This is a genomic window from Streptosporangium sp. DT93 (assembly GCF_049844535.1).
In the GTDB taxonomy this organism is placed as follows: Bacteria; Actinomycetota; Actinomycetes; order Streptosporangiales; family Streptosporangiaceae; genus Streptosporangium.
In genome coordinates this window covers 1-22809 of sequence record NZ_JBNCLF010000001.1, presented here as the reverse complement: position 1 = coordinate 22809, position 22809 = coordinate 1, and the positions used below count along the sequence as shown (strand labels likewise).

At 71.7% G+C, this 22809-nt stretch carries 19 protein-coding genes; 9 read left to right on the top strand and 10 right to left on the bottom strand.

Going from position 1 to position 22809, the window contains the following annotated elements; genetic code table 11:
* Positions 1-66: 66 nt before the first annotated feature.
* Entirely contained in the window at positions 67-1353 is a 1287-nt protein-coding gene (locus ACLQ2R_RS00095) for a MurT ligase domain-containing protein (protein ID WP_425957175.1), read from the top strand.
* A complete protein-coding gene (locus ACLQ2R_RS00090; RefSeq protein WP_425957174.1) occupies positions 1343-2059 on the top strand; it encodes a type 1 glutamine amidotransferase in 717 nt (238 codons plus the stop codon). Before ACLQ2R_RS00095 ends, ACLQ2R_RS00090 begins: the two co-directional genes overlap by 11 nt.
* 175 nt (positions 2060-2234) lie before the next feature.
* Here ACLQ2R_RS00090 and ACLQ2R_RS00085 read toward each other — a convergent pair whose 3' ends face one another.
* On the bottom strand, positions 2235-2597 hold the full coding sequence (locus ACLQ2R_RS00085; RefSeq protein WP_425957173.1) for a DsrE family protein: 363 nt from the start codon (positions 2595-2597) through the stop codon (positions 2235-2237).
* A 67-nt stretch (positions 2598-2664) separates the two neighbouring features.
* Here ACLQ2R_RS00085 and ACLQ2R_RS00080 point away from each other — a divergent pair, with 67 nt between their 5' ends.
* Complete coding sequence (locus tag ACLQ2R_RS00080; RefSeq protein ID WP_425957172.1) at positions 2665-3171, top strand: FABP family protein; 507 nt, start codon at positions 2665-2667, stop codon at positions 3169-3171.
* Between the two features lie 109 nt (positions 3172-3280).
* On the opposite strand, the gene ACLQ2R_RS00075 is transcribed toward ACLQ2R_RS00080, so the two are convergent.
* Together ACLQ2R_RS00075 and ACLQ2R_RS00070 are read right to left on the bottom strand one after the other, a co-directional pair.
* Positions 3281-4756 carry an MFS transporter gene (locus tag ACLQ2R_RS00075; protein ID WP_425957171.1) on the bottom strand — a complete coding sequence of 492 codons (1476 nt, stop codon included), beginning with the start codon at positions 4754-4756 and terminating at the stop codon, positions 3281-3283.
* Between the two features lie 73 nt (positions 4757-4829).
* On the bottom strand, positions 4830-5318 hold the full coding sequence (locus ACLQ2R_RS00070) for a MarR family winged helix-turn-helix transcriptional regulator (protein WP_425957170.1): 489 nt from the start codon (positions 5316-5318) through the stop codon (positions 4830-4832).
* Positions 5319-5473: 155 nt separating this feature from the next.
* Here ACLQ2R_RS00070 and ACLQ2R_RS00065 point away from each other — a divergent pair, with 155 nt between their 5' ends.
* A complete protein-coding gene (locus ACLQ2R_RS00065) occupies positions 5474-5779 on the top strand; it encodes a DUF2470 domain-containing protein (RefSeq protein ID WP_425957169.1) in 306 nt (101 codons plus the stop codon).
* A 58-nt stretch (positions 5780-5837) separates the two neighbouring features.
* Here the strand turns inward: ACLQ2R_RS00065 and ACLQ2R_RS00060 are convergent, their stop codons facing one another.
* The gene (locus ACLQ2R_RS00060) at positions 5838-6380 is read right to left on the bottom strand and encodes a hypothetical protein (protein WP_425957168.1); all 543 of its coding nucleotides are present in this window, start codon (positions 6378-6380) and stop codon (positions 5838-5840) included.
* An 11-nt stretch (positions 6381-6391) separates the two neighbouring features.
* The gene (locus tag ACLQ2R_RS00055; RefSeq protein ID WP_425957167.1) at positions 6392-6892 is read right to left on the bottom strand and encodes a hypothetical protein; all 501 of its coding nucleotides are present in this window, start codon (positions 6890-6892) and stop codon (positions 6392-6394) included.
* Positions 6893-7089: 197 nt separating this feature from the next.
* On the opposite strand from ACLQ2R_RS00055, the gene ACLQ2R_RS00050 reads away from it, so the two are divergent.
* The 3 genes from ACLQ2R_RS00050 (at position 7090) to ACLQ2R_RS00040 (ending at position 10093) form a co-directional block, all read left to right on the top strand.
* Positions 7090-8025 (top strand): NAD(P)-dependent oxidoreductase, encoded by a 936-nt coding sequence (locus ACLQ2R_RS00050; RefSeq protein ID WP_425957166.1) that lies wholly within the window; start codon positions 7090-7092, stop codon positions 8023-8025.
* A 628-nt stretch (positions 8026-8653) separates the two neighbouring features.
* Positions 8654-9067 (top strand): Fur family transcriptional regulator, encoded by a 414-nt coding sequence (locus ACLQ2R_RS00045; protein WP_362807666.1) that lies wholly within the window; start codon positions 8654-8656, stop codon positions 9065-9067.
* 42 nt (positions 9068-9109) lie between these two features.
* Positions 9110-10093, top strand: a complete 984-nt coding sequence (locus tag ACLQ2R_RS00040; protein WP_425957165.1) for a YgfZ/GcvT domain-containing protein — start codon at positions 9110-9112, stop codon at positions 10091-10093.
* 104 nt (positions 10094-10197) lie between these two features.
* Here the strand turns inward: ACLQ2R_RS00040 and dtd are convergent, their stop codons facing one another.
* Entirely contained in the window at positions 10198-10623 is a 426-nt protein-coding gene (gene dtd / locus ACLQ2R_RS00035; RefSeq protein WP_425957164.1) for a D-aminoacyl-tRNA deacylase, read from the bottom strand.
* A 57-nt stretch (positions 10624-10680) separates the two neighbouring features.
* On the opposite strand from dtd, the gene ACLQ2R_RS00030 reads away from it, so the two are divergent.
* Together ACLQ2R_RS00030 and ACLQ2R_RS00025 are read left to right on the top strand one after the other, a co-directional pair.
* Positions 10681-11631 carry an asparaginase gene (locus tag ACLQ2R_RS00030; protein ID WP_425957163.1) on the top strand — a complete coding sequence of 317 codons (951 nt, stop codon included), beginning with the start codon at positions 10681-10683 and terminating at the stop codon, positions 11629-11631.
* Positions 11632-11914: 283 nt separating this feature from the next.
* On the top strand, positions 11915-12616 hold the full coding sequence (locus ACLQ2R_RS00025; protein WP_425957162.1) for an SGNH/GDSL hydrolase family protein: 702 nt from the start codon (positions 11915-11917) through the stop codon (positions 12614-12616).
* Between the two features lie 187 nt (positions 12617-12803).
* Here ACLQ2R_RS00025 and ACLQ2R_RS00020 read toward each other — a convergent pair whose 3' ends face one another.
* From ACLQ2R_RS00020 to ACLQ2R_RS00005, 4 genes are all read right to left on the bottom strand, one after another.
* Positions 12804-14369: a cellulase family glycosylhydrolase gene (locus ACLQ2R_RS00020; RefSeq protein WP_425957161.1), complete on the bottom strand. Its 1566-nt coding sequence runs from the start codon at positions 14367-14369 to the stop codon at positions 12804-12806.
* A 236-nt stretch (positions 14370-14605) separates the two neighbouring features.
* On the bottom strand, positions 14606-17422 hold the full coding sequence (locus ACLQ2R_RS00015; protein WP_425957160.1) for a glycoside hydrolase family 9 protein: 2817 nt from the start codon (positions 17420-17422) through the stop codon (positions 14606-14608).
* Positions 17423-17556: 134 nt separating this feature from the next.
* Positions 17557-20406 (bottom strand): glycoside hydrolase family 48 protein, encoded by a 2850-nt coding sequence (locus ACLQ2R_RS00010; RefSeq protein ID WP_425957159.1) that lies wholly within the window; start codon positions 20404-20406, stop codon positions 17557-17559.
* 865 nt (positions 20407-21271) lie between these two features.
* Positions 21272-22444, bottom strand: a complete 1173-nt coding sequence (locus ACLQ2R_RS00005; RefSeq protein WP_425957158.1) for an ice-binding family protein — start codon at positions 22442-22444, stop codon at positions 21272-21274.
* Positions 22445-22809 lie beyond the last annotated feature (365 nt).

Sequence of the window (22809 nt, the reverse complement as noted above, 5' to 3'; positions counted from 1 at the left end):
GGTCCCCGAGCCGGGCGGGCCGGCCGCCGCGTCGTGCTACGACCGGTCGCCACGCGAGGAGACGGCATGACTCAGCTTCCGCTGCGGGCGCAGCTCGCGACCGCTCTCGGCCGTACGGCCGCGACCCTGTCCCGGGTCACCGGACGCGGGGACGGGTCGGTGATCGGGGGCCGGGTCAGCCTGGTCCTGGAGCCCGACCTGCTGCGCAAGCTCGCGCACGACCGCAAGCTCGTGCTGGTGAGCGCGACCAACGGCAAGACCACGACGACCCGCCTGATCACCTCCGCGCTGTCGGAACTCGGCGACGTCGCCACCAACGCCTTCGGCGCCAACATGCCCGCCGGGCACGTCTCGGCGCTGTCGTCGGCCAAGCACGCCCCGTACGGGGTGCTGGAGGTCGACGAGAAGTACCTGCCCGAGGTGATCGACACGACCGGCGCGGGGGTCATCTGCCTGATGAACCTCAGCCGCGACCAGATGGACCGGGCCGGGGAGATCTGGCTGCTCGCCCAGAAGTGGCGGCGGGCGCTGGCCGGGAAGCACACCCACGTGATCGCCAACGCCGACGACCCGCTGGTGACCTGGGGCGCCTCCACCGCCGCCTCGGTCACCTGGGTGTCGGCCGGGCAGCCGTGGAAGGAGGACTCCTGGTGCTGCCCCGAGTGCGGCGGCCCCCTCGACCGCAAGGGCATGGAGTACGTCCCGCCCGGCGGCATGGGCACCGGCGCCCCCTCCCGCGCGGGGGAGAACGACTGGGCCTGCCGGGAGTGCACGTTCCGCCGCCCCGAGCCGTCCTGGGTCCTCGACGACGACGCGGTCATCGACCCGCGCGGGCGGCGCTGGGTGCTCGACATCCAGCTCCCCGGGCGCGCCAACCGCGCCAACGCGGCGATCGCGCTGGCCACCGCCGAGGCGTTCGGCCTGCCGGTCGAGCGGGCGCTGCCCCGGCTGCGCGAGGTCAGGTCGGTCGCCGGTCGCTACACCACGGTGGAGCGCGACGGCCGTCACGCCCGGCTGCTGCTGGCCAAGAACCCGGCCGGCTGGCTGGAGGCCTTCGACGTGCTCGACCCCTCGCTGCCGGTGGTCCTCTCGGTCAACGCCCAGGGGCCCGACGGCCGCGACACCTCGTGGCTGTGGGACGTCGACTACCGGGTGCTGCGCGGCAGGCCGGTGTTCGTGACCGGTGAGCGGCGGCTGGACCTCGCGCTCCGGCTGGACGTCGCGGACGTGCCGTTCCAGCTCTCCGGCTCGTTCGAGCAGGCGCTCGCCGCGCAGCCGCCGGGCAGGGTCGACGTCATCGCCAACTACACCGCCTTCCAGCAGATTCGATCGGAGTTCGGTCGTGCAGTCTGACAGCGCCCTGCGCCTTGTCTGGATCTACCCGGACCTGTTGAGCACGTACGGCGACCAGGGCAACGTCCTGGTCCTGGAGCAGCGCGCCCGGCGTCGCGGCATCCCGGTCGAGACCGTGCACGTGCGCTCGGCCGACGCCGTCCCCGAGGGCGGTGACATCTACCTCATCGGCGGTGGCGAGGACCGGCCGCAGATCCTGGCCTCGGAGCGGCTCCGCCGTGACGGGGGCCTGCACCGGGCCGTCCAGCGTGGCGCGGCCCTGCTGGCGGTGTGCGCGGGCTACCAGATCATGGGCACCACGTTCGGCGGCGAGGAGGGCCAGCCGGTCGACGGCATCGGCCTGATCGACATCGCCAGCGGCCGGGGCGAGGGCCGGGCGGTCGGGGAGCTGGCCGGGGAGGCGGACCCGGCGCTCGGCATCCCGACGCTGACCGGTTTCGAGAACCACATGGGCGTCACCCGGCTGGGGCCCGGGGTCCGGCCGCTGGCGCGTACCGCGGTGGGCACGGGCAACGGCGACGGCACCGAGGGCTGCCACATCGGCAAGATCGTCGGCACGTACCTGCACGGCCCCGCGCTCGCCCGCAACCCCGGCCTCGCCGACCTGCTGCTCACCTGGGCGGTCGGCGCCCAGCTGCCGCCGATCGACGACGCGTGGTTCGATCGGCTCCGCGAGGAGCGCCTGGCCGCGGTACGCCCGGGCTGAGACGCGGGAGGTTCGGGCTGAGACGCGGGAGGTCCGGGCCGTCCCGCCGGCCGGGCGTGGGAGCGCCGCCCCCCGCCGGGACGGAGCGTTCCCGGTCACGGCGAGCGCTCCGGCCGGGGTGACGCGGGGCGCCGGTCGGGACGCGGGCCGGTGGGCGAGCGTCAGTGGGCGGGGGTCAGTAGACGAGGGCCTGGACGCCCTCGCCCAGGATCTCCTCGACGAACGTGGGGGCCCCCGCGATACGGATCCCCTCGATCAGGTCGTCGACCGTGATGTCCCGCCGCGCCGCGCACTGCGTGCAGAGCGTCACCCTGCCGCCGGCCAGGACCGCGCCGAGCAGGTCGCCGAGCCCGGCCGCGTGCGGCAGGGAGAACGTCTCCGCCCGCCCGGGAAGGGCGAACCACGACGCCTCGCCGGTCAGCCAGAGCGAGACGGGGACCCCGCTCGCCAACGCCGCCGCGGCCACCGTGAACGCCTGGTTGCAGCGCTCGGGTGCGTCCTCGCCCGCGGTCACCTTGATCACCAGAGATCGTGCCATGCGGGAAGCCTATGCGGGTCCGCCCGGCGGGCGCGAACCGTGCCGGGGCGGCCCTAGGCTCGGACCCATGGACGTTCCCGAACTTCATCCCGATCTTGAGCCGATCGCCTTCCTCGTGGGCAGGTGGGAGGGCGCCGGAGTCGGGGGATACCCGACGATCGAGAGCTTCACCTTCGGCCAGGAGATCGTCTTCGGTCACAACGGCAAGCCGTTCCTGACCTACACCAGCCGCACCTGGCTGCTCGACGAGGCGGGCGCCAAGGTCCGCCCGCTGGGCACCGAGACCGGTTTCTGGCGCCAGCTTCCCGGGCGGCAGCTGGAGGTGTGCCTGTCCCACCCCACGGGCATCGTGGAGATCTACGTCGGGGAGGTGGTCTTCCACAAGATCGAGCTTCAGACCGACGTGGTGGCCCGCACCGCGACCGCCAAGGAGTACACGGCGGGCCACCGCCTGTACGGCCTGGTCAACGGCAACCTGATGTGGGCCTACGACATGGCGGCGATGGGACAGCCGCTCCAGTCGCACATCTCGGCCGAGCTCAAGCGGGTGGGCGACTTCGTCCCCGAGGGCTGATCCGCCCCGGGGGCCTACCGGCTCCCGGAACCGCCCGGCTCTTACGACCGGCCAGCTTTCACGACCGCCCGGCTCTTACGACCGCCCGGCTCTTACGACCGCCCGGCTCCTACGGCCGATCGGGCCTGAGAGCCGATCCGTCGCCCTCCCCGGTCGTGCCCGGCCTTCGGAGCGTGACGAACGCGACCGCGATGCCGGCCAGCAGCAGGGCCCCGGAGACGGAGAAGGCCAGGCGGTAGCCCCCGGTCAGCGCGGCCGCCTGGCTCTGACCGGCGGCCAGCAGCTCCCCGGTGCGCGAGGCGGCCAGCGTGGACAGCACCGCCACACCTGCGGCCATGCCGATCTGCTGGGTGGTGTTGAACAGCCCCGACGTCAGGCCCGCGTCGTCGGGCCGGGCGCCGGACATGCCGAGCGAGGTCAGCGCGGGCAGCACCAGTCCGCCGCCGGCGACGAGCAGCATCACCGGGAGCAGGTCGGTGACGTAGTCCGCGTCCACGGGAATCCGGCTGAGCCGGCCCATCGCCCCGGCCAGCAGCGCCAGGCCCGCCATCAGCACCGCGCGCTCGCCGAAGCGGGTGTTGAGCCGGGCGGAGACGAACAGGGACACGCCGCCGATGCAGACCGCCGCGGGCAGCATCGCCATACCGGTGCCGAGCGCGCCGTAGCCGAGGACCTTCTGCAGGTGGAGCGCGACGAGGATCTGGAAGGCGAACATGGCCGAGAGCGTCAGCATCTGCACGAGGTTGGCGCCCACGACGTTGCGCGAGCGGAGGATCCGCAGCGGCATCAGCGGGGTCCTGGCGGTCGCCTGGCGGGCGAAGAACGCGGCCAGCAGGGCGAGCGAGAGCGCGCCGAGGCCGAGGGTGTGCGCCGCGATCCAGCCGTACCGCTCGACCTGGACCACGGTGTAGATGCCCAGCGTCAGCCCGCCGGTGACCAGTACGGCGCCGAGCGCGTCGGCCCCGGCGGTGAAGCCGATCCCCCGGTCGTGCGGCAGCACCCGGATCGCCACCGCGATCGTGGCCAGCCCGATCGGCAGGTTGACGAAGAAGATCCAGTGCCAGCTCAGCGCGTCGGTGAGGACCCCGCCCAGCACCTGGCCGATCGAGGCCCCGGCGGCGCCGGTGAAGCTGAAGAACCCGATCGCCCTGGCGCGCTCGCGCGGCTCGGTGAACAGCGTCACCAGGATACCCAGGACGACCGAGGAGGCCATGGCGCTGCCGGCGCCCTGCAGGAACCGGGCGCCGATCAGCAGGCCGGGCCCGTCGGCGGCTCCGGCCAGCAGGGACGCGGCGGTGAAGACCGCGTTGCCCGCCAGGAACATGGTCCTGCGGCCCACCAGGTCCCCCAGCCGCCCGGCCAGCAGGAGCAGCCCGCCGAAGGCGATCAGGTACGCGTTCACGGTCCAGCTCAGCCCGGCGGGCGAGAAGCCGAGGTCGCGCTGGATGGCCGACATCGCCACGGTGACGATGCTGCCGTCCAGGATCGTCATCAGCATCGCGGCCGAGAGCACGGCGAGCGCCGTCCAGCGTGATCGGCTCGCGTCGGGCGGCGAGGTCGCGGGGGGAGGGGCGGTGGATGACACGGTCGTCTCCTGTCCGATAGGGAATAGGAGAGACCGTAACAGATAGTTTTGTTGTAGACGATCCCTGTCGGATCTACTTCGTGCTCTGCCGTGCCCTCCGGGCCGCCTGCGGGGACTCGACCGGAGTGGCCAGGTGTCCCTCCGCCAGCCGTCTCATGGCCCTCACCAGCACCTCGGCCTCGTCGGCGGGCAGGGCGTCCAGGGCCGCCCGGTGCACGCCGTCGACGATCTCCTGGCTCCGCCGCGCGGTCCGCGCGCCCTTCTCGGTGACCACGACGATCCGCGCCCGCCGGTCCGTACGGGACGGACGGCGCTCGGCGAGCCCGGCCTTCTCCAGGGCGTCGACCGTGACGACCATCGTGGTCTTGTCCATGTCGCCGATCTCGGCGAGCTGGATCTGGGTGCGCTCCTCCTCCAGGGCGTGGAACAGCACGCAGTGCATGCGCGGGGTCAGCCCGATCTCGGCGAGCGCCGCCGCCATCCGGGTTCTCAGGACGTGGCCGGTGTGGTCCAGCAGGAACGACAGGTCCGGCTCGGTGCGGGCGACTGCCATGGCGATCATGTCGTCCAGACTACCAATCGTTTCGCTCGCGGATTATCCGCAAGAGATCGTGTCCGGGCTCCCTGCCGCGTCCGGGCTCTCCGCCGTCCCGGGCCTCCCGCCCTGTCCCGAACTCCCCGCCGTCCTCGGGATCGCCCGCCGTTAGGCTCTCGGGGATGAGCACTCCCTTCACCCCCGAAGCGGTCGAGGCGATCAGGCGTCACATGAACGACGACCACGCCGGCGACGCCCTGCTGATCTGCCGGAGCCTGGGCGGGCAGCCCGAGGCCACCGCCGCGACGACGACCGGCGTCGACGCCGAGGCGATCGAGTTCGCCGCCGTGGTCGGCGGGCGGGAGGTCACCGTCCGGGTCCCGTGGAGCACCACGCTGACCGAGCGGGCGCAGGTCCGCGCCGAGGTCGTCCGCCTCTACCGCGAGGCGTGCGAGGCGCTCGGCGTCCCCGCCCGCGGCGAGCACTGACCGCCGGACCCCCGCCCCGTTCCGGTGGCGCCGGGTGCGGTCCCGCCCGCGGGGTCCCTCAGGAGGCGACCTCGATGCGGGCGGAGAGGCCGTAGCTGAACCCCTTGCCGGAGGTGGACCTGCCCTCGATCTCCTGGGGGCCGCCGTTGGAGATCACCGGGATGCTGAGCAGCAGGTCGTCGCCGATGTGGTCGTCCTCCCAGACCTCGATGGTGAACGAGGCCCCCGGCGCGACGGTCAGCCGGGTGTACGGCCCGGCGGACCTCCGGGTGCCTCCCGAGCACTTGGCGGCGGCACTCGTCCAGGTCCAGCAGTACCCGAGCCTGGTCTCGGCCTCCTTGCCGTTGGTGGGCCACATGTAGTACGTGCCGCCGTTCTCCTTGAGCTCGACGCGGACCTCGTCCTGGCCGCTCTCCTCCAGGTCGAACGCCTCCAGGGAGCCGAGGACCAGGACGAGCTCACCCGCGAGGGGCGCGCCGGACGTCAGCCGGACCTTCCGCTCGCCGGGATCGGCCGCGACGGCCCCGGCGGGGGTGGCGAGGAACGTGGCCAGCGACAGCGCGGCGGCCGTGGCGGCGATTCTGGACAGGGTGGTGCGCATGTGATCCTCCGTCAGGCGTAGGTGGGCTCGAGGCGGAAGACGAACCGGTAGTGGTAGCCGTTGATGTTCGCCTCGTGGGGGTGGTACTGCGTCTCGCTGATCGGCGTCGGCCAGAGCGGCACGTTGATCAGCACGTCGTCGCCCGCGAGGTCGTCCTCCATGAGCGCGACCATCAGGAGCCTGCCGTCGGCGGGAAAGGTCGCCGAGCCCGAGTTCACCGACCTGGTCCTGGTGCCCTCGGGGCAGGCGTCCCCGGCGACGTGGACGCAGTCGAACCGCGCGACCGACAGGTCGTTCCCGTTGTACGGGAAGACCCGCTTCACCGTCCTGTCCTTCTGGGCGATCACGTAGATCTCGTCGTGCCCGCTCTCCTCCAGTTCGTACGCGACGACGCTGAGCAGGGAGACCCGCACGTTGGGCGCGGGGTCGTCGGCGTGGGCGGCGGCGCCCGTGAGGAGTGTCCCCGCGAGCAGCGCGCCGCCGAGCGCCACGCGGGTGAGTGACCGGAACATGGCCGTTCTCCGTTCGTCGGTGATCGTGCGTCGCCATCATGGGCGGGGGCTCTTGTGATCTCCTTGGAACTGGCTGCGTCCGGCGTTCCCGTGACGGGCCGGTGCGAGCTTGATGACGGTCGGGTCACTGCCGAGACCGTGCGGGAGGTTCGTGGAAAGCTCCCAAATACCAAAATTTCCTGAAACAGGGAGGTTCGGTGAAGCCACGAGCACTCGTACTGGCGCCCATGCGGGGTCCGGAATGGAACCGTCTGAGGGAACTCGTCGACGTCCACTACGACCCGGTCGAGCACCGCCCCCACCGGGCGGACGACCTCGCCCGCCAGCTCGCGGACACCGGAGCGCGCATCCTCGTCACCGAGTCCGACGAGGTGGCCGGCCCGGTCCTGGAGCATCCGCTGCTGGTGGTGGGCTGCGCCCGCGGCGACGCGGAGAACGTGGACCTCCCGGCGGCCACCCGCAGGGGCATCCCCGTCGTCTGCGCCCCCGGGCGTGACGCCGACGCGGTCGCCGAGCTCACCCTCGCGCTGATCCTCGCGGTGACCCGCCGGGTGGCGGTCGGCGACCGGGAGATCCGGCAGGGCACCGTCTCCCCCCACCGGCACCGCGCCTGGGAGCTCGCGGGCCGGACCGTCGGCCTGATCGGCCACGGGGTCGTCGGCCGCGCGGTGGCGTGGCGGATGAAGGGGCTGGGGATGCGCGTCATGGTGTACGACCCCGAGGCGCGGGAGAACCGGTACGGTCTCGACGTCCTGCTGGCCCAGGCCGACGTGATCTCGGTACACGCCCCGGCGTCGGCCGGCCCCCTGTTCGGCGCGGCCGAGTTCGCCGCGATGAAGACCGGATCGATCTTCGTCAACACCGCCGACCCGTACCTGTACGACATGAACGCCCTGGTCGGGGCGCTGAAGGCGGGGCATCTGGCGGGCGCCGGTCTCGACCGGTTCGCCGGGGAGTGGCTGGAGCCCGGTCACCCGCTCACCGACATGGACAACGTGGTGCTGACCCCGCACCTGGGGGCGTCGACCTACGACACCGAGATCAACCACACCAGGATGATCTGCGAGGACATCGTCAGGGTCCTCGGCGGGGAACGCCCGCTGCACTGCGCCAACCCCGGCTTCCGGGCCTGATCGTGCGGGGAAGGGGCTGGAAAGGGAAGAACCCCGGGCCACTTCCTCCTGCCGGGCAGGAGGGCCGGTGGACTACAGGCGGGATCACTCCCACCCTCCGGCGGCCCGGGGTTCCGGTGATTGTCGTGGATTCGCCGAACGTCGCCAGACGCCCGGACAGAGTCCGGTCGCGGCGTCCTAGCGGACAGCCACCTCGCTAGCCCAACTATGATCAACCATTGTTCGGACCACCTCCTTTCGGCGTGCCTGTACGTTATGAAATCCACGGCCCGAGGGCAAATAAATATTCGTCCCGGCCGTGCGGCTTCCGCGACCCGCCTCCGACCAGGCCGTCCTCCGCGCTCCACGACCGTCCTGGCTCGTTCGCCGTTCCCCGCGGGGGTGCTCGTCTCGCCCGTGAGACCGGGTGGGAGACCGCCCGCCGAGCCGGTCGCGGGCCGTCGGCACCACCGGTCACCGGACCGTTCACAGAGCCGTTCACAGAGCCGTTCAGGAAGCCGTTCAGGAAGCCGTTCACGAAGGCCGGTCGCGGGGCCGGTCGCGGGGCCGTTCGCGGAGCCGGGGGCGAGGGCCGGGGATACGGTGATCGCGGCCACGAACAGGGCCCCGGTGCTCTTAGACTCATGCCATGACCGAGACGTCGTGGCATGAGGAACTGCGGGCACGCGGTTACCGGGTCACTCCGCAACGCCAGCTGGTGCTTGAGGCGGTCAAGGCCTGCGAGCACGCCACCCCCGAGGAGATCTGCAACCGGGTGCGGGAGACCGCGCGCGGGGTGAACATCTCCACCGTCTACCGGACCCTGGAGCTCCTGGAGGAGCTCGGCATGGTCGCCCACAGCCATCTCGGGCACGGTGCCCCCACCTACCACCTGGCGGCCGAGGCCGAGCACGTGCACCTGGTCTGCCGGGGGTGCGGGGAGATCAGCGAGGTCAGTCCCGACCTGGTGGAGAACTTCGTCACCCACCTGGACGACCGCCTCGGGTTCGCCACCGACGTGCACCATCTGACGATCTTCGGTCGCTGCCGCAACTGCCGCTGAGCCGCCGCCGGCGTGGTCGGCGGGGCCTCGTAGGCTGGAGCCATGCGAAGCCCTCTGCTGGACACTCCCGGCGCGGTGGCGGCCGAGGCCCCCGACGCCGACGTCGCCGGACACTACGGCGATCTCTTCGCCGAGCAGCGCGCGCTGCTCGCCGGGGAGGCGATGGTCGACCGGAGCAACCGCGAGGTCGTCCGGATCGCCGGACCCGACCGTCTGAGCTGGCTCAACAGCCTGACCTCGCAGAAACTCGACGACCTGCCCCCGGGGCGGCCGACCGAGACGCTGCTGCTGGACGCCCAGGGCCGGGTGGAGCACCACCTCGTGCTCGTCGACGACGGCGAGGCCGTGTGGGCCCATGTCGAGCCGGGCACCGGCGCCGCGCTGGCCGGCTTCCTCGACAGGATGCGGTTCATGCTGCGGGTCGAGGTCACCGACGTCAGCGACCGCTACGCCGTCGTCTCCGTGGGCGACGAGGCGCGCCCCGTGCTGCCCGAGGGGGCCATCGCCGTCGGGCGGGACGTCCTGCTGCCGCGCGAGCTGCTGGCGGCCGGGATCGGGCTGGGCCTGGCAGGGCTCTGGGCGTACGAGGCGCTGCGGATCGAGGAGCACCGTCCCCGCCTGGGCTTCGAGACCGACCACAAGACGATCCCGCACGAGGTGGGCTGGATCGGCACGGCCCTGCACCTCAGCAAGGGCTGCTACAAGGGCCAGGAGACCGTGGCGCGGGTCCACAACCTGGGTCACCCGCCACGGCGCCTGGTCTTCCTGCACCTGGACGGCAGCGTCGACACCCTGCCCAGGCACGGTGCTCCCGTGACCCACGACGGCGCGGAGGTCGGCTCCGTCGGCAGCTCCGCGCGCCACCACGAGCTCGGGCCGGTCGCGCTGGCCGTGATCAAGAGGACCGTGCCGGTGGACGCCACGCTGGAGGCACAGGGAGTGGCCGCCTCCCAGGAGGTCGTGGTGCCGCCGGACGCCGGGCGCAACGTCACGATCGACCCGGCCCTCCGCCGCCGCATCCGCTGACCGTACGACGGCCGGGGCGTCCCGATCCCGTTCGTGCCGATCCCGCCCGGCCGGGGCGTGCCGGAGCGGGCCGGGGCGGGACAGGACGGCCCGGCCGGGGTGGTTCAGACCTCCAGGATCAGGGTGATCGGCCCGTCGTTGGTCAGGGAGACCTTCATGTCCGCGCCGAACACCCCCGTCCCCACCCGGGCGCCCAGCTCGCGGAGCGCGGCGCAGACGGCCTCGACGAGCGGCTCGGCCACCGGGCCGGGCGCGGCCGCCTGCCAGGTGGGGCGGCGCCCCTTGCGGGCGTCGCCGTACAGGGTGAACTGGCTGACCACCAGCAGCGGCGCGCCGACGTCGGAGCAGGATCTCTCGCCGGAGAGGATCCGCAGCCCCCAGAGCTTGGCGGCGAGCCGGGACGCCTCCGCCGGGGTGTCGGTGTGGGTCACGCCGACCAGGACCAGCAGCCCGGGCTCGTCGACGGCCCCGACCGTCACTCCGTCCACCGTCACCGACGCGGAACTCACCCGCTGCACCACAGCACGCATGCCCCCCATCATCCCGTGCCCCCCGGAGTCCCTCGGCTCCGGCCGGAAGGAGAAGAAGTGCCCGCTGAGTCGTTGCTCGTCGAGGTCGTCCGCTCGGGGTTCGTGGAGTCGACCCACCGGGCACGGATGCTCGCCGTCGCCGCCGACGGATCCCCGGTGAGGGTGCACGGGGAGGTGGACGCCCTGGTCTCGCCGCGTTCGGCGATGAAGCCCCTGCAGGCGCTCGCCATGGTCCGCGCCGGGCTCGCCCTGGAGGGGGAGTCGCTGGCGCTGGCGTGCGCGAGCCACGCGGGCGAGCCGTTCCACGTGGACGGGGTACGGAGGATCCTGGCCGGGGCGGGCCTGGAGGAGGGCGCGCTGCGCTGCCCGGAGGACCTGCCGGAGGACGTCGCCTCCCGCGACGAGGTGCTGCGCTCCGGAGGGGGCCGCGCCAGGGTCCACATGAACTGCTCGGGCAAGCACGCGGCGATGGTCGCCACCTGCGCGCTCAACGGCTGGCCGCTGGAGACCTACCTCGACCCCGCCCACCCGCTGCAGCGGGCCGTCCGCGCCACGATCGAGGAGCTGACCGGTGAGCGCGTCGCCGCCGGAGGGGTGGACGGCTGCGGCGCCCCCCTGTCCTTCGTCTCGATGCTGGGTGTCGTCAGGGCGTTCCGTGCCCTCGTCCGGGCGGAGGAGGGCACCCCGGAGCGCCGCGTCGCGGACGCCTTCCGGGCTCATCCCGAGTGGACGTCGGGCACCACCCGTCCCGAGGCCCGGTTGATGCGGGCCGTCCCCGGGCTGATGGTCAAGGCCGGGGCGGAGGCCTTCGACGCCTTCGTGTTCGCCGACGGGCGTTCGGGAGCCGTCAAGATCGAGGACGGGGGCCAGCGCGCCCGGGTCCCGGTCACCGTCGCGGCCCTGGCCGCCCTGGGGTTCGAGGGTCCCGAGCTCGACGAGCTCGCCACGGGCGTCCTGCTCGGCGGGGGGCGTCCCGTGGGGGAGATCCGGGTGAGCAGGAGGCCGTGACATCGGACAGACACGGACGAGCGGGAGGCCGTGACGGGGGCGGGCACGGGAAACCGGGCACCGTGACGGCGGGAGGACCCGGGTGGGTGTCGTGACGGAGCGGGCTCGGGGGAGCCGGACAGCGTGACGGGGCGGGCCCCGGTGAGGAGACCGTGACGGCGGGCCCGGCCTTTCGGGCTTCCGCCCCGGCCACGGCGGACATCTGCAATCATGTCGGCAGTCCGACGTTTCCCGAGGTGGCATGCGCGCGCCCGTACACACACGACCGTGGGCGTCCGCGGTCGTGCTTCTCGTAGCGATCTCCTGCCTCGTCCCGGGATGCAGCCCCGGGGGCGTCGCCGTGCCCGCGGGGGGCGGCACGCCGCACCCCTCCCCGGCCCTGACCCTGCCGCCCACCCGGGCCCCGCTCGTCATGGTCATCGGTGACAGCTTCACGGTCGGCTCCGGCCCGGTGCGAGGGTGGAACGGCTACGCCGCCGGCGTCTCCCGTCAGCTGGGCTGGCAGCTCGTCACGGCCGGTGCCGCCGGGACGGGCTACGTCAACCCCGGCAGGGTGGGACGGACCTTCCAGCGTTCCTTCGACGAGGAACTCGCCTGGCGTCCCGCACCCGACCTGGTGATCGTCTCCGGCGGGCGGAACGACCGCCGGATCGGGGCCGCCAGGATCGAGGCCGCGGTCGTCCGGCTGGTGGGGTCGATCCGGCGGCGGTGGCCGGGTACCGGCGTCGTGGTGGTCGGCCCGATCTGGATGGCCAAGGCGCCGCCGTGGGCCTACCGGATCAGGGACGCCGTCGCGATCGCGGCCGAACGGCTGGAGGCGCCCTTCCTCGATCCCCTCGACGTCCTCGACACGCACGGCCGGGGCTGGGGCAAAGGGGCGGTCCTGCCCGACGGCGTCCATCCCACGCTCCTCGGGCACGTGCGCCTCTCCCGCTGGATGATCGCCGAGCTGCAGGGACACGGCATCGAGGCGGGCTCGTCGTAGCGAGGGGGACCGGTCCGTGGAGGGTTCACGGCACGTGGTCTTTTCCCGGAGCCGGAGTCAGCGCCGGCGCCGGCGCCGGGAGCGGGCCGTTGCCGGGACGCACTCCGTACGAGGGTGCCGGGACGCGCCCCGTGCGGGACCCGGGGGACCCGCGCAGGGCGCGCCGACGGCGACCCTCAGGCGGCGGTCAGGAGAGGGTGGGGGTGGGTGGGGTGCCGGTGCCGTTCCAGGAGCCGATGAAGCCGAAGGTGGTGGATCCTCCGGCGGGGATGGAGCCGTTCCAGGGGGCGTTGGTGAAGGTGAAGACGGGGGCGGTGGCCGAGAGGGTGGAGCTCCAGCTTTGGGTGATGTTGACCCCGGCGGGGTAGGTCAGGACGCTCTTCCAGGTGGTGACGGCGGCGGTGCAGGTGACGGTGATCTCGCCCTGGAAGCCGCCCTGCCAGGAGCTTGCGGTGCGGTAGGTGGAGGTGCAGCCGCTGGGCGGGGTGGAGGTGGTGGTGAAGGTGGTGGTGGCCGAGGCGGTGGAGGTGTTGCCTGCGGCGTCGCGGGCCACGACGTGGAGGGTGTAGGCGGTCTGGGCCGACAGGCCGCTCAGGGTGATGGAGGTGGTGGTGGAGGAGCCGAGTTTGGTGGTGCCGCGGTAGACGTCGTAGCCGGTCACGGCGCGGTCGTCGGTGGAGGCGGTCCAGGTCAGGCGCGCCCCGGTCGAGGTGACCTGCGAGGCCACCGGGGTGCCCGGCCTGGTCGGCGCCTGCGTGTCGGGAGTGCCCGTACCGCCGAAGATCTTTGCCTGGACCGCGGTCTGCGCGATGCCGTTCGCCCCGTTGAAGAGCCGCTCACCCCAGGGGGTGAGGTTGGCGACGTTGAAGTTGGTCACCTGGTCCAGGTACTCGACGCCGCCGCCGTTGCCGCTCCACGACCAGCCGAAGTAGCCGATGCCCCTGGCCTGCGCCTCGGACATGATCGTGTCCTCGTCGGGGTTGCCGTCGGAGTGGTTGAAGCCGAACTCGCCGATCACCAGCGGCAGGCCGGCGGTCTGGAACGCCTGCAGGTAGGAGGTGACCTCGGCGGCCGTGTCGAACACCCCGTACATGTGCACGGAGAAGACCGTGTTGCGCTGCGGGTCGGCGGCGAAGACGGTCGCCGCGTTGTCGCGCATGGTGAAGGACCAGTCCTGGCCCCAGTTGGGGGCGTCCACCATCAGCAGGTGCTGGAACCCGTTGCCGCGCATCCGGGCGATGGCCGCCGAGGTGGCCTGGGTCCAGTTCGGGGTGGTGGCGTTGTTGCCGATCGGCTCGTTGCCGATGTTGATGACGACGTAGTCCTCCTGGCCGACGAGCGCGCTCTTGACGCTCAGCCAGTAGTCCACGGCCTGGTCGAGGGTGTAGGCGCCGCTCTGCTCGCCGTAGCCGGTGGTGTCGTGGTTCTCCAGCACGCAGATGAGCTTGTTCTGCTTGCAGAGCGAGACCACGTTCGTCACGTCGGCGGCGTTGTTGGCGGTCCACCGGCCACCGCTGAGGACCACGCGGACGGCGTTCGCGCCGAGCGACTTGATGTCGGCGAACGAACCGGTCTGGCTCGCGTACCAGGTGTGCGCGTGGCTGGTGCCCCGCATCACGAACGGGGTCCCGTCGCCTTCGACGATCTTCGTGCCGCTGAGGTGCAGGCCGACGGCGGCGTGGGCGGTGGACATCGAGATCGGGACGAGGAATGAGAGAAGGAGCGCCGCGAGCAGCGCCAGTCGTGTTCGCATGACCTACCTCGGGAGAGAAGTGCCCGGCCGGGCGGAGGGGTCGTCGCGCCCGGCCGGAGCGCTGAGGAGGCGGCTTGCGAGGGCCGCCTCCGGGGTTCTGGGGCGGAATCCCGGCCCACGATCCCGGTCACCGGGATCGTGGGGGGACGGAATCCCGGCCCGCGGTGCGGGTCGTCGGGCCGGGGCCTGGGAAGGCGAGGTCCCGGCCCGCGACGGGTGACACCGCGGGCCGGAGCTCAGCCGGTGGTGCAGGCCACCGGCGTGGGGACGCCGTTGGTGCCGGTCTGGCTCGCGGTGAAGCCGAACGACGTCGAGGCGTTCGGGGCGAGAGCGCCGTTCCAGTTCGCGTTCCTGACCGACACGTCCGCTCCCGTCTGGGTGTGCGAGCCGCCCCAGAGCTGGCTGATCGTCTGGCCGTTGGGGAACCTCCAGGTCACCGTCCAGCCGGTGATCGCCGAGGTGCCCTCGTTCTTGACGGTCACCTCGCCCTGGAAGGCGCCCTGCCAGCTGCTGCCGACCTTGTAGGTCGCGGTGCAGCCGCCGGTCGGTGCCGTCGTCGTGGTGAACGCGGTGCTCTCGGAGGCGGTGGAGGAGTTGCCCGCCGCGTCCCTGGCGATCACGGACACGGTGTAGGCGGTGGCCGGGGTGAGGCCGGTGAGGGTGTGGGTGGTGCCGGTGGAGGTGGCGACCTTGGTGGTGCCCCGGTAGACGTCGTAGCCGGCGACGCCCACGTTGTCGGTGGAGGCCGTCCAGGTCAGGGTCGCGCCGCTCGCGGTGATCGCGGAGACGGCGGGCTTGCCCGGCCGCGACGGCGCCACGGTGTCCTCCTCCGGGGCGGCCGTCGTGGTGAACGCGGTGCTCTCGGAGGCGGTGGAGGAGTTGCCCGCCGCGTCCCTGGCGATCACGGACACGGTGTAGGCGGTGGCCGGGGTGAGGCCGGTGAGGGTGTGGGTGGTGCCGGTGGAGGTGGCGACCTTGGTGGTGCCCCGGTAGACGTCGTAGCCGGCGACGCCCACGTTGTCGGTGGAGGCCGTCCAGGTCAGGGTCGCGCCGCTCGCGGTGATCGCGGAGACGGCGGGCTTGCCCGGCCGCGACGGCGCCACGGTGTCCTCGGGCGCGTCACCGGGCGGGTTGCCCCAGATCTTCGTCGTGCCCGAGTAGACCGTCATGTTCTGCACCCGCACCGGGGTCGCGCCCGGAGTGGTGACGACACCCGTGTACGACCAGTCGTTGGACGGGTCCCACGTGCCGGTGCTCGCGAGGCGGAACTGCACCTCGCGCCGGTGCTGCGACTGGCCGGCCGGGGCGATCGAGGTGTTCGAGCAGTCGATCGTGACGTAGTAGGTCTTCCCGGACAGCAGGGTCGGGCCGGTCGGCGCCTTGCACTGGTTGTAGGCCGACGTCACCGTGACCTGGCTCGCGGTCGTGTCGCCGTCGAGGGTGAAGTAGTAGCGGAACGAGCCGTCGGTGAGCTGGCGGGCCGGCCAGGCCGACTGGTTCCTGACGATCGCCTTGATCTCGGTGAACGTCGAGCCGGTGGCGTTCACCCCGGCCTCGATGAAGATCTCCGGGCCGTCGGGGGTCTCGGCGACGGGGAAGTTCGCGGCGGGGGCGCCGCCGTACTCCTTGTAGAGGCGGGCCAGGGCGCTGGTGAAGCCCGCGTTGTAGTCGGTGGCGACCTCGTTCATCACGTAGTCGTCGCGCTTGTCCGTGTACTTGTCGTCCGGGTCGGGCGGGCCGCCGACGAGGGCGCCGTACAGGGTGTGGCGGGTCTCGACCGGGTTGGTCATCTGGTCGGTCCACGAGCCGTGCGCGGTGCGGTGGTGCGGGTTCTTCGGCGGGTTGGCGCCGAACCCGATCATGTACGAGGAGTTGCGCGGGTTGTCGCCGAGCGCGTAGTTGACCTGCCGGACCGCGAAGTCGTGGTAGCGCGCCTTACGCGTCGCGTCGGTGATCGAGTCCGAGTGGACCAGCGCCGCGAACGAGGTGTTGGCCGCGTAGCGCAGCGACCCCCACCGGTCCAGGACCGCCTGGCCGCCCGGGGAGTAGCGGATCCGCTGCCCGTTGACCCCGACCGTCCAGTAGTCCAGCCAGCGGTTGGCGTCGTCGAGGTAGCGCTGCTTGCCGGTCAGCTTGTGCAGGAGCACGTAGGCGCCGTAGGACTTGTCGTCCCAGGCGATCGTCCACTTGTAGGACTTGATGGTGGACTGCGGCTCGGTACCGAGGTTGTCGTAGTACGCCTCGGCCTTGGCCAGGTAGGAGGCGTCCTGGGTGGCCCGGTGCAGCCAGATCGCGCCCCAGACCAGCTCGTCGTTGAAGCCGCTCCAGGACCGGTAGTACCCGGCGGCGTCGGTGATGCAGTCGCTGTAACTCTTCCGCACGGTGTCGGCGAAGGTGTAGAGCTGCTTGGCGTGCGTGAGCAGGGTGTCGGCGTAGGCCGGGTTCGTCGGGCGGAAGACGATCGAGGAGGCGGCCATCGCCGCCGCCGTCTCCCCGGCCAGGTCCGATCCGCCACAGGTGGCGTCGATCTTGTACGAGGGCCGTTCCATCTGCATGGCCTCGGCCGGGCCCCACCAGGCGTGGTCCTTGCCGCCGTTGCCGACCTGCCCGTAGAGCACGTTGGCCGACGGGTGGGCCTTGATGAAGTAGTCGTTGACGAACTTGAGGTTGTTCAGCAGGTGGGTGAGCTGCCCCGAGGAGGCGTACGCGTCCCGGTACTCCACCGCGCCCCAGGCCAGCATCGTCGCGCTGGCCGCCATCGGCAGGCCGAACTTCACGTGGTCGCCCGCGTCGTACCAGCCGCCGGTCAGGTCGAGCCCGACGTCCTGGCCGTCGGTCAGCGCGGAGTCGCCGCGCCATCCGACGCGGTTCCAGCTCGGCAGTTTCCCCGCCTGCTGGGCCTCGTAGAACCAGATGGACTTCTGCAGCGCCTCGCCGTACGCGAAGGCGGGAGCGGCGGCCCGGACGGTGGTCTGAGCGGCTGCCTGGGCGGCGGCCGGCACCGGCACGGCGGCCAGCGCCAGCAGCGCGAACGCCGCCAGGGTCTTCTTCATGGGGGGTGCCTCTCGCAGGTGGTGCTCGGGGCGTGACAGCAGGTCAGGGATGCCGTCACGCCCCGAGGTCTTGGGGAGGTGGAGCCGGTCCGGCGGACCCGGCTCACGAGGAGCCGGACCCGCCGGGCGTTTCATCAGGGGAAGAGCCGGCCGTACTCGGCCAGGGCGACGGCGACGTCGACCTGCGCCCAGAAGCGGTGGTAGTTGAAGGACGGGGCGGGCCCGGTGCCCTTCAGGAAGGCGTCCACCTTCGGCCAGTCGGGGTCGTTCTTGTAGAAGGACCGGATCGACAGGAAGGTCGAGTCGGAGTTGATCACGTCGCCGTTGGGCATCTTGCCGGTCCAGCCCGGGGGCACGTAGACCGGGTCGTTGAGACGGCTGTAGTCGGCCTTGGTCTCGGTGACCGAGACGCCCTTGGCGTCCTGGTTGTTCTTCCACAGACCGTCGAGCAGGCCCTTGGCCACGTTCTTGGCGGTGGCGTTACCGGACTTGGCCGCGTAGTACATCAGGACCTTGGCGTAGGAACCCGCCACACCCACGTCGGTGGTGTAGTCACGGATGCTGACGTGCAGGCCGGCGTTGGAGCTGGGGCTGGTCGGGTTCCAGGTGTCGGGCTGGCCGGTCCACACCAGCGTCGAGGGGATCTGGTAGGTCCCGTCGGCGTTGATCGTGGTGTTGTCGGTGGCCCACTTGACCCACTTGTCCAGCACGAGCTTGGCGTCGGCGTTGCCGGTCGCGTAGTACAGCTCCGCGACCCGCTCCATCGACCAGGCCTGGAAGCCGAACCACTGGTTGGACGGCGGGTCGTGGTAGACCGGCTGCCAGTCGTAGGCCATGCCGTAGAAGGTCGGCAGCGTCGACGGCGGGGCCGCGTAGTGACCCTGCCAGCTGTTGGTGGCGCCACCGGCGATCGCGCCCTCGGTCGACTGGAGCCAGCGGTAGAACTCCAGCTGACGCTTGGTGCTGGTCGTCCAGTCCTGCACCGCGGTCGTGCCCTTGGGCTTGAGCACGTCCACGCTGGACAGCGCCCAGGCGGCCATCGGGTTCTGGTAACCGGAGTGGTTGTGGCTGGAGCCGATCCTCCAGGCCCAGCCGGCGGAGGTGTCGTTCGCGCCGCCCCATGCGTAGTACCAGCTCAGCAGGTAGGACGCGCTGTCCTTGCCGGTGCCGGCCGGGCAGGAGGTGCTGGTGCACCCCTGCTTCTTGAAGTACTTGTCGAACAGGGAGTAGCGCAGGTAGTCGCCCATCTTCGCGGCCTTGGAGACGGTGGCCGAGACCTGCGTCTCCTTGCCCTGCTCCTTGGCCCAGGTGTGCGCCCAGTAGGCGACCTGGACGGCGCGGGCGTCGGCGTCGGGGGCGTTGGTGTACTTCCACTGCTTGGTGTAGGAGCTGTCCCCGGTGAACAGGTCGAGGAAGCCGTTGGGGCCGCCGTGCTTGAAGGTGTCGCAGGACGGCTGCGGAATCGTCTCGAAGACCGACTCCTCCGGGCCGCGCTGGTAGGTGTTGATGTACGCGGGCTTGGTGGTGCCGTCGCCGCAGCGGCCGAAGCCGTAGGTGTTGTCCACGTCGAGCAGCCAGTGCATGCCGTAGACGTCACTGTTGCCGTAGGCGCTCTTCAGCTCGTTGCCGATCGGGTCGACGCCGACCGAGACGCCGTTGTCCAGCTTGGACGGGTACTGCTTGATGTCGTCCCACTCGCCGGCGTACGTGGCGGGCTTGGCCGGGTTGTAGAAGGAGTTGGTCGGCTGGTCGGCCGGGGCCGGGATGATGTACTTCTCCATCGAGGCCCAGGCCTCGTTGAACTTGCTCCAGTCGCCGGTCACCTTGCCGTAGGCGGCCTCCAGCCACAGGTAGTAGCTGTAGGCCTCGGAGGTGGTCTCGTGCCCGTGGTCCGGCGCCTCGACCATGAAGGTCTCGACCGAGTGGTAGGGCACGCCCTGCGGCGAGAAGTACCCGTTCGCCGGGTCCTTGAGCTTGTTGTACATCGTGGTGAAGCGCTTGATGTACTCGTTGTCGCCACCGGTGGAGTCGTTGTCGACCTCGGTGGCGGTCGCCTTGCCCGCGGTGTGGCCACTGGCGGTCGAGGTGAACTCGGCGCTGCCGGAGGCCTGGTCGCTGTCCTCGGCGGCGGCGATCTTGACCGTCTGGGCGGTGTTCCAGTTGGCCGTGGTGAAGGTCAGCGACGCGCCCGAGGAGACGGTCAGGTCGCTGTCGCCGCTCGTCCTCGCGGTCGTCACGGTGACGTTCGAGGCCGGGGCCTTGGAGAGCTTGACCGCCAGGTCGGCGTTGCCACCCTCGGCGACCGCGAGCGTGGCCGGGGTGACGACCACCGCGGCGGTGGAGGTGCCGGAGACGGTGATCCCGGCCGGGGCGGACGTGGTGGTCGCGCCCTTGTCGTCGGTCGCCCGCGCGCTGACGGAGTAGCTGCCCGCGGCGACGTTCGTCCAGTTGTACGAGTACGGCGCGGTGGTGTCGGTGCCCACCACGGTGCTGCCGTTGAGGAAGTCGACCTTGGCGACCGTGCCGTCGGAGTCGGAGGCGTTCGCGGTGAACGCCACCGTGGCGGGCGCGGTGAAGGTGGCTCCGGCCGTGGGCGCGGTGAGCGTCGCGGTCGGCGGCTGGTTGACCGGGTTGGTCCCGCCACAGGTGGTGCCGTTGACCGTGAAGCTCGTCGGCTTGGGGTTGGACCCGGACCAGGAGCCGTTGAACCCGACGCTGGTCGAGGCGCCCGTGGCCAGGTTGCCGTTCCAGGCCAGGTTCTTGGCGGTGACGGCCTGGCCGGTCTGCGCCCAGGTGGCGCTCCAGCCCTGGTCGACCTTCTGCGTGGTCGTCGGGAAGTTGAACCCGAGCGTCCAGCCGGTCAGCGGGTCACCCAGGTTCTTGATCGCCACGCTGGCGGTGAACCCGCCCTGCCAGTCGCTGGTGGTGTAGGTCACGTCACAGGCGACGGCCGCGGCGGCGGGCGAGGCCGCGAGCGCGGTCATCGTCCCGGCCGTCAGGCCGACCAGAGCGAGAGCGGCGACCCGCCGTCGGAGGCGTGGGAGCGCTCCCGCTTTGATGGGGAATCTATACATGAAATGGGCCTCCATGGGTGGGATCGACGCGAAGCCACTGGTGGTGACTTTGAGTCGGATCGAACAGGGGGAGAGAAAGGGTGGGAGCGCTCCCATAAGGGATTCTGTGTACCGGGGCGGGGATGTCAATGGCATGTGGTACCGGTTACGCCGATGTTTCACGGCTCACGCCGTCAGGCTGCTGTGATCCGGACGACATTTTTCGCGGGTCGTGAAACTTTCAAGCTTCCGATCTTGAATTCCGAACGCTTGCTTGTGAAGGGGGTTTTCCAGCATCCGGTCCCCGGTTCTCCGGCGCCGCCGCCCGGGAGGCCGCGGGGACGCCCGCCGGGGCCCGGACCGTCGGCCGCGGGACACGCGAGGTCCCGTGCGAGGCGCGCCGGGGGTGCACGGGGAGGCACGGGGGTGCGCGGGGGGTGCGCGAGAGGCGTGCGGGGCCGTGTGGGGCGCAGCGGGGCGTGCGGGGGGCGCGGAGGGGGAAGCGGGGACCGGGCCGCACGGGGGGCGTACGGGGCCGCACGGGGCCCGTGCCGAGGACTCGACGGGGACTCGGCGGGGGCGCGGCGGGGACGCGGCGGGGACGCGGCGCGCCGGCATGCCCCGCCGCGCCCCGGACGTCGTGCCTTCCGATGCTTCGGGGCGCGTATTCACTTTCCGTTTTCCCGGCACCGTTCCCGGGTTTCCCCTGTCGTGTGAAACGTCGGGAAGAATGGCCTTTCCGGTCGCACCCGGCCCGCGATCCGAGTGACGCGCGCGCGTGAGATGATTTCCCGGATCACCCGGTCCGGTGGCGCTTGCGCTTACGGTCCCTCAGCTTGATCACGCTCCCGTCGTGCTGGTGGTTCCTGATGCTGTTGCGGTCGCCCTTTTCCGCGTCCCGGCCGGGCGCCGCCGCCGGGCAGAGCCCGTCGGGGCCGACCACCAGGTCCAGCGGCGCGGAGGCGCTGGGGTCGAGCTGGGCCGTGCCGGGGAAGGTGGCCACGAGCTCGCGGGTCCCCGGCGCCAGGCCGGTCACGGTCAGGGTGGCCTGGCCGCCCGCGTCGAGCAGGGCCGCGCCCACGCTCACCCCGTCGGAGAAGAACTCGACCGGGCCGGTGGGGGCGATCGGCCCCGCGGAGGTGACGGTCGCGGTGACGAGGAGCCTGCCTGCCAGCGTCGGGGAGCACACCGCGGACAGCGTGACGGCGGTCGTCGTCGGCGGGTCGGCCGCGCACAGGGATCGGGTGACGATGTTGGTGTCGAGCGTGACGGCGCCGTTGCGGGCCAGCAGGCGGCCGTCGACGGTCACGCCGGTGGTGGCGGTGATCGAGGTCAGCGCGAGGATGTTGCCCGCGAAGTCGGAGCCGGTGCCCAGCGTGGCCGAGCTCCCCACCTGCCAGAACACGTTGCACGCCTGGGCGCCGTTGATCAGGTTGACCGTGCTGGCGGAGGCCGTCGTGAGGGTGGAGGCGGTCTTGAAGATGAAGACCGCGTCGGGATCTCCCTGGGCGTCGAGGGTGAGCTGCCCGGTGATGCCGAAGGTGCCGGCGGCGGAGTCGTAGGTGCCCGGGGTGACGGTGGTGCCGCCCAGCTCGGTGGGCAGGGTGGCGTCGACGGCCTGGCCGGCGGCGTCGTTGTAGGCGACGACGAGATCGGTCTGGGCCTGGGCGGCGACGGCGTCACCGTCATTGACGGTGCCCACCACGACGCCGGGCGGGAAGCCGGTGACGGCCGCGCCCGGGCTCACCCCGAGATTGCCGGTGAGCACGGTGGGACCGGTGTTCGTGACCGTCGTCCCCGCCAGGACCGCGAAGTTCCCCGCGGTGCCGAGCGGCACCGGGGTCGCCGCGGCGGCGGTGCCCGGGGTCGCGACGACGCACCCCAGCGCGACCGCGCACGCCAGGGCCGCCGCCTGCCAGGAACGAACGCCTTTTCGGGGGGCGGCACGCGAGGAGCCTGTTCCCATCATAATGTTTTCCTTTTCTTTTGGTATTTCTCCGTCCGGACGCATTCCGCTGATGCGCCATTTTTCTCACTCTAACGATCGGTCACTTCGTATTCGCCACACGACATGCGGTGTTTTCCGTGGACATTAATTCTGAATGTGAGGAATGTGTGGCGCGGGCCGGGAGAAACGCGCGCACCGGAGAGCCTCGCGGACCGCGAACGGCCCGGACCGCGAACGGCCCGGACCATGGACGGTCCGGGCCGGGGGGCGTACAGGCCGAGGGGGGGGGGGGGGGGGGGGGGCCCCCCCCCCGACCCGGCTGCAGTTCGCCTACCGCGACGACCCCCGCAACAGGCCGCGGTTCATCGCCCTGGCCTCGGAGGTGC

What these genes read in the sequence shown, in the direction of transcription:
- ACLQ2R_RS00010 (WP_425957159.1), bottom strand. Translation starts at nt 20,406, where the DNA reads ATGACCGCGCTCGCGGCCTCGCCCGCCGCCGCGGCCGTCGCCTGTGAC.
- ACLQ2R_RS00015 (WP_425957160.1), bottom strand. Translation starts at nt 17,422, where the DNA reads ATGAAGAAGACCCTGGCGGCGTTCGCGCTGCTGGCGCTGGCCGCCGTG.
- ACLQ2R_RS00055 (WP_425957167.1), bottom strand. Translation starts at nt 6,892, where the DNA reads ATGTTCCGGTCACTCACCCGCGTGGCGCTCGGCGGCGCGCTGCTCGCG.
- ACLQ2R_RS00095 (WP_425957175.1), top strand. Translation starts at nt 67, where the DNA reads ATGACTCAGCTTCCGCTGCGGGCGCAGCTCGCGACCGCTCTCGGCCGT.
- ACLQ2R_RS00085 (WP_425957173.1), bottom strand. Translation starts at nt 2,597, where the DNA reads ATGGCACGATCTCTGGTGATCAAGGTGACCGCGGGCGAGGACGCACCC.
- ACLQ2R_RS00080 (WP_425957172.1), top strand. Translation starts at nt 2,665, where the DNA reads ATGGACGTTCCCGAACTTCATCCCGATCTTGAGCCGATCGCCTTCCTC.
- ACLQ2R_RS00070 (WP_425957170.1), bottom strand. Translation starts at nt 5,318, where the DNA reads ATGATCGCCATGGCAGTCGCCCGCACCGAGCCGGACCTGTCGTTCCTG.
- ACLQ2R_RS00020 (WP_425957161.1), bottom strand. Translation starts at nt 14,369, where the DNA reads ATGCGAACACGACTGGCGCTGCTCGCGGCGCTCCTTCTCTCATTCCTC.
- ACLQ2R_RS00045 (WP_362807666.1), top strand. Translation starts at nt 8,654, where the DNA reads ATGACCGAGACGTCGTGGCATGAGGAACTGCGGGCACGCGGTTACCGG.
- ACLQ2R_RS00040 (WP_425957165.1), top strand. Translation starts at nt 9,110, where the DNA reads ATGCGAAGCCCTCTGCTGGACACTCCCGGCGCGGTGGCGGCCGAGGCC.
- ACLQ2R_RS00005 (WP_425957158.1), bottom strand. Translation starts at nt 22,444, where the DNA reads ATGATGGGAACAGGCTCCTCGCGTGCCGCCCCCCGAAAAGGCGTTCGT.
- ACLQ2R_RS00060 (WP_425957168.1), bottom strand. Translation starts at nt 6,380, where the DNA reads ATGCGCACCACCCTGTCCAGAATCGCCGCCACGGCCGCCGCGCTGTCG.
- dtd (WP_425957164.1), bottom strand. Translation starts at nt 10,623, where the DNA reads ATGCGTGCTGTGGTGCAGCGGGTGAGTTCCGCGTCGGTGACGGTGGAC.
- ACLQ2R_RS00065 (WP_425957169.1), top strand. Translation starts at nt 5,474, where the DNA reads ATGAGCACTCCCTTCACCCCCGAAGCGGTCGAGGCGATCAGGCGTCAC.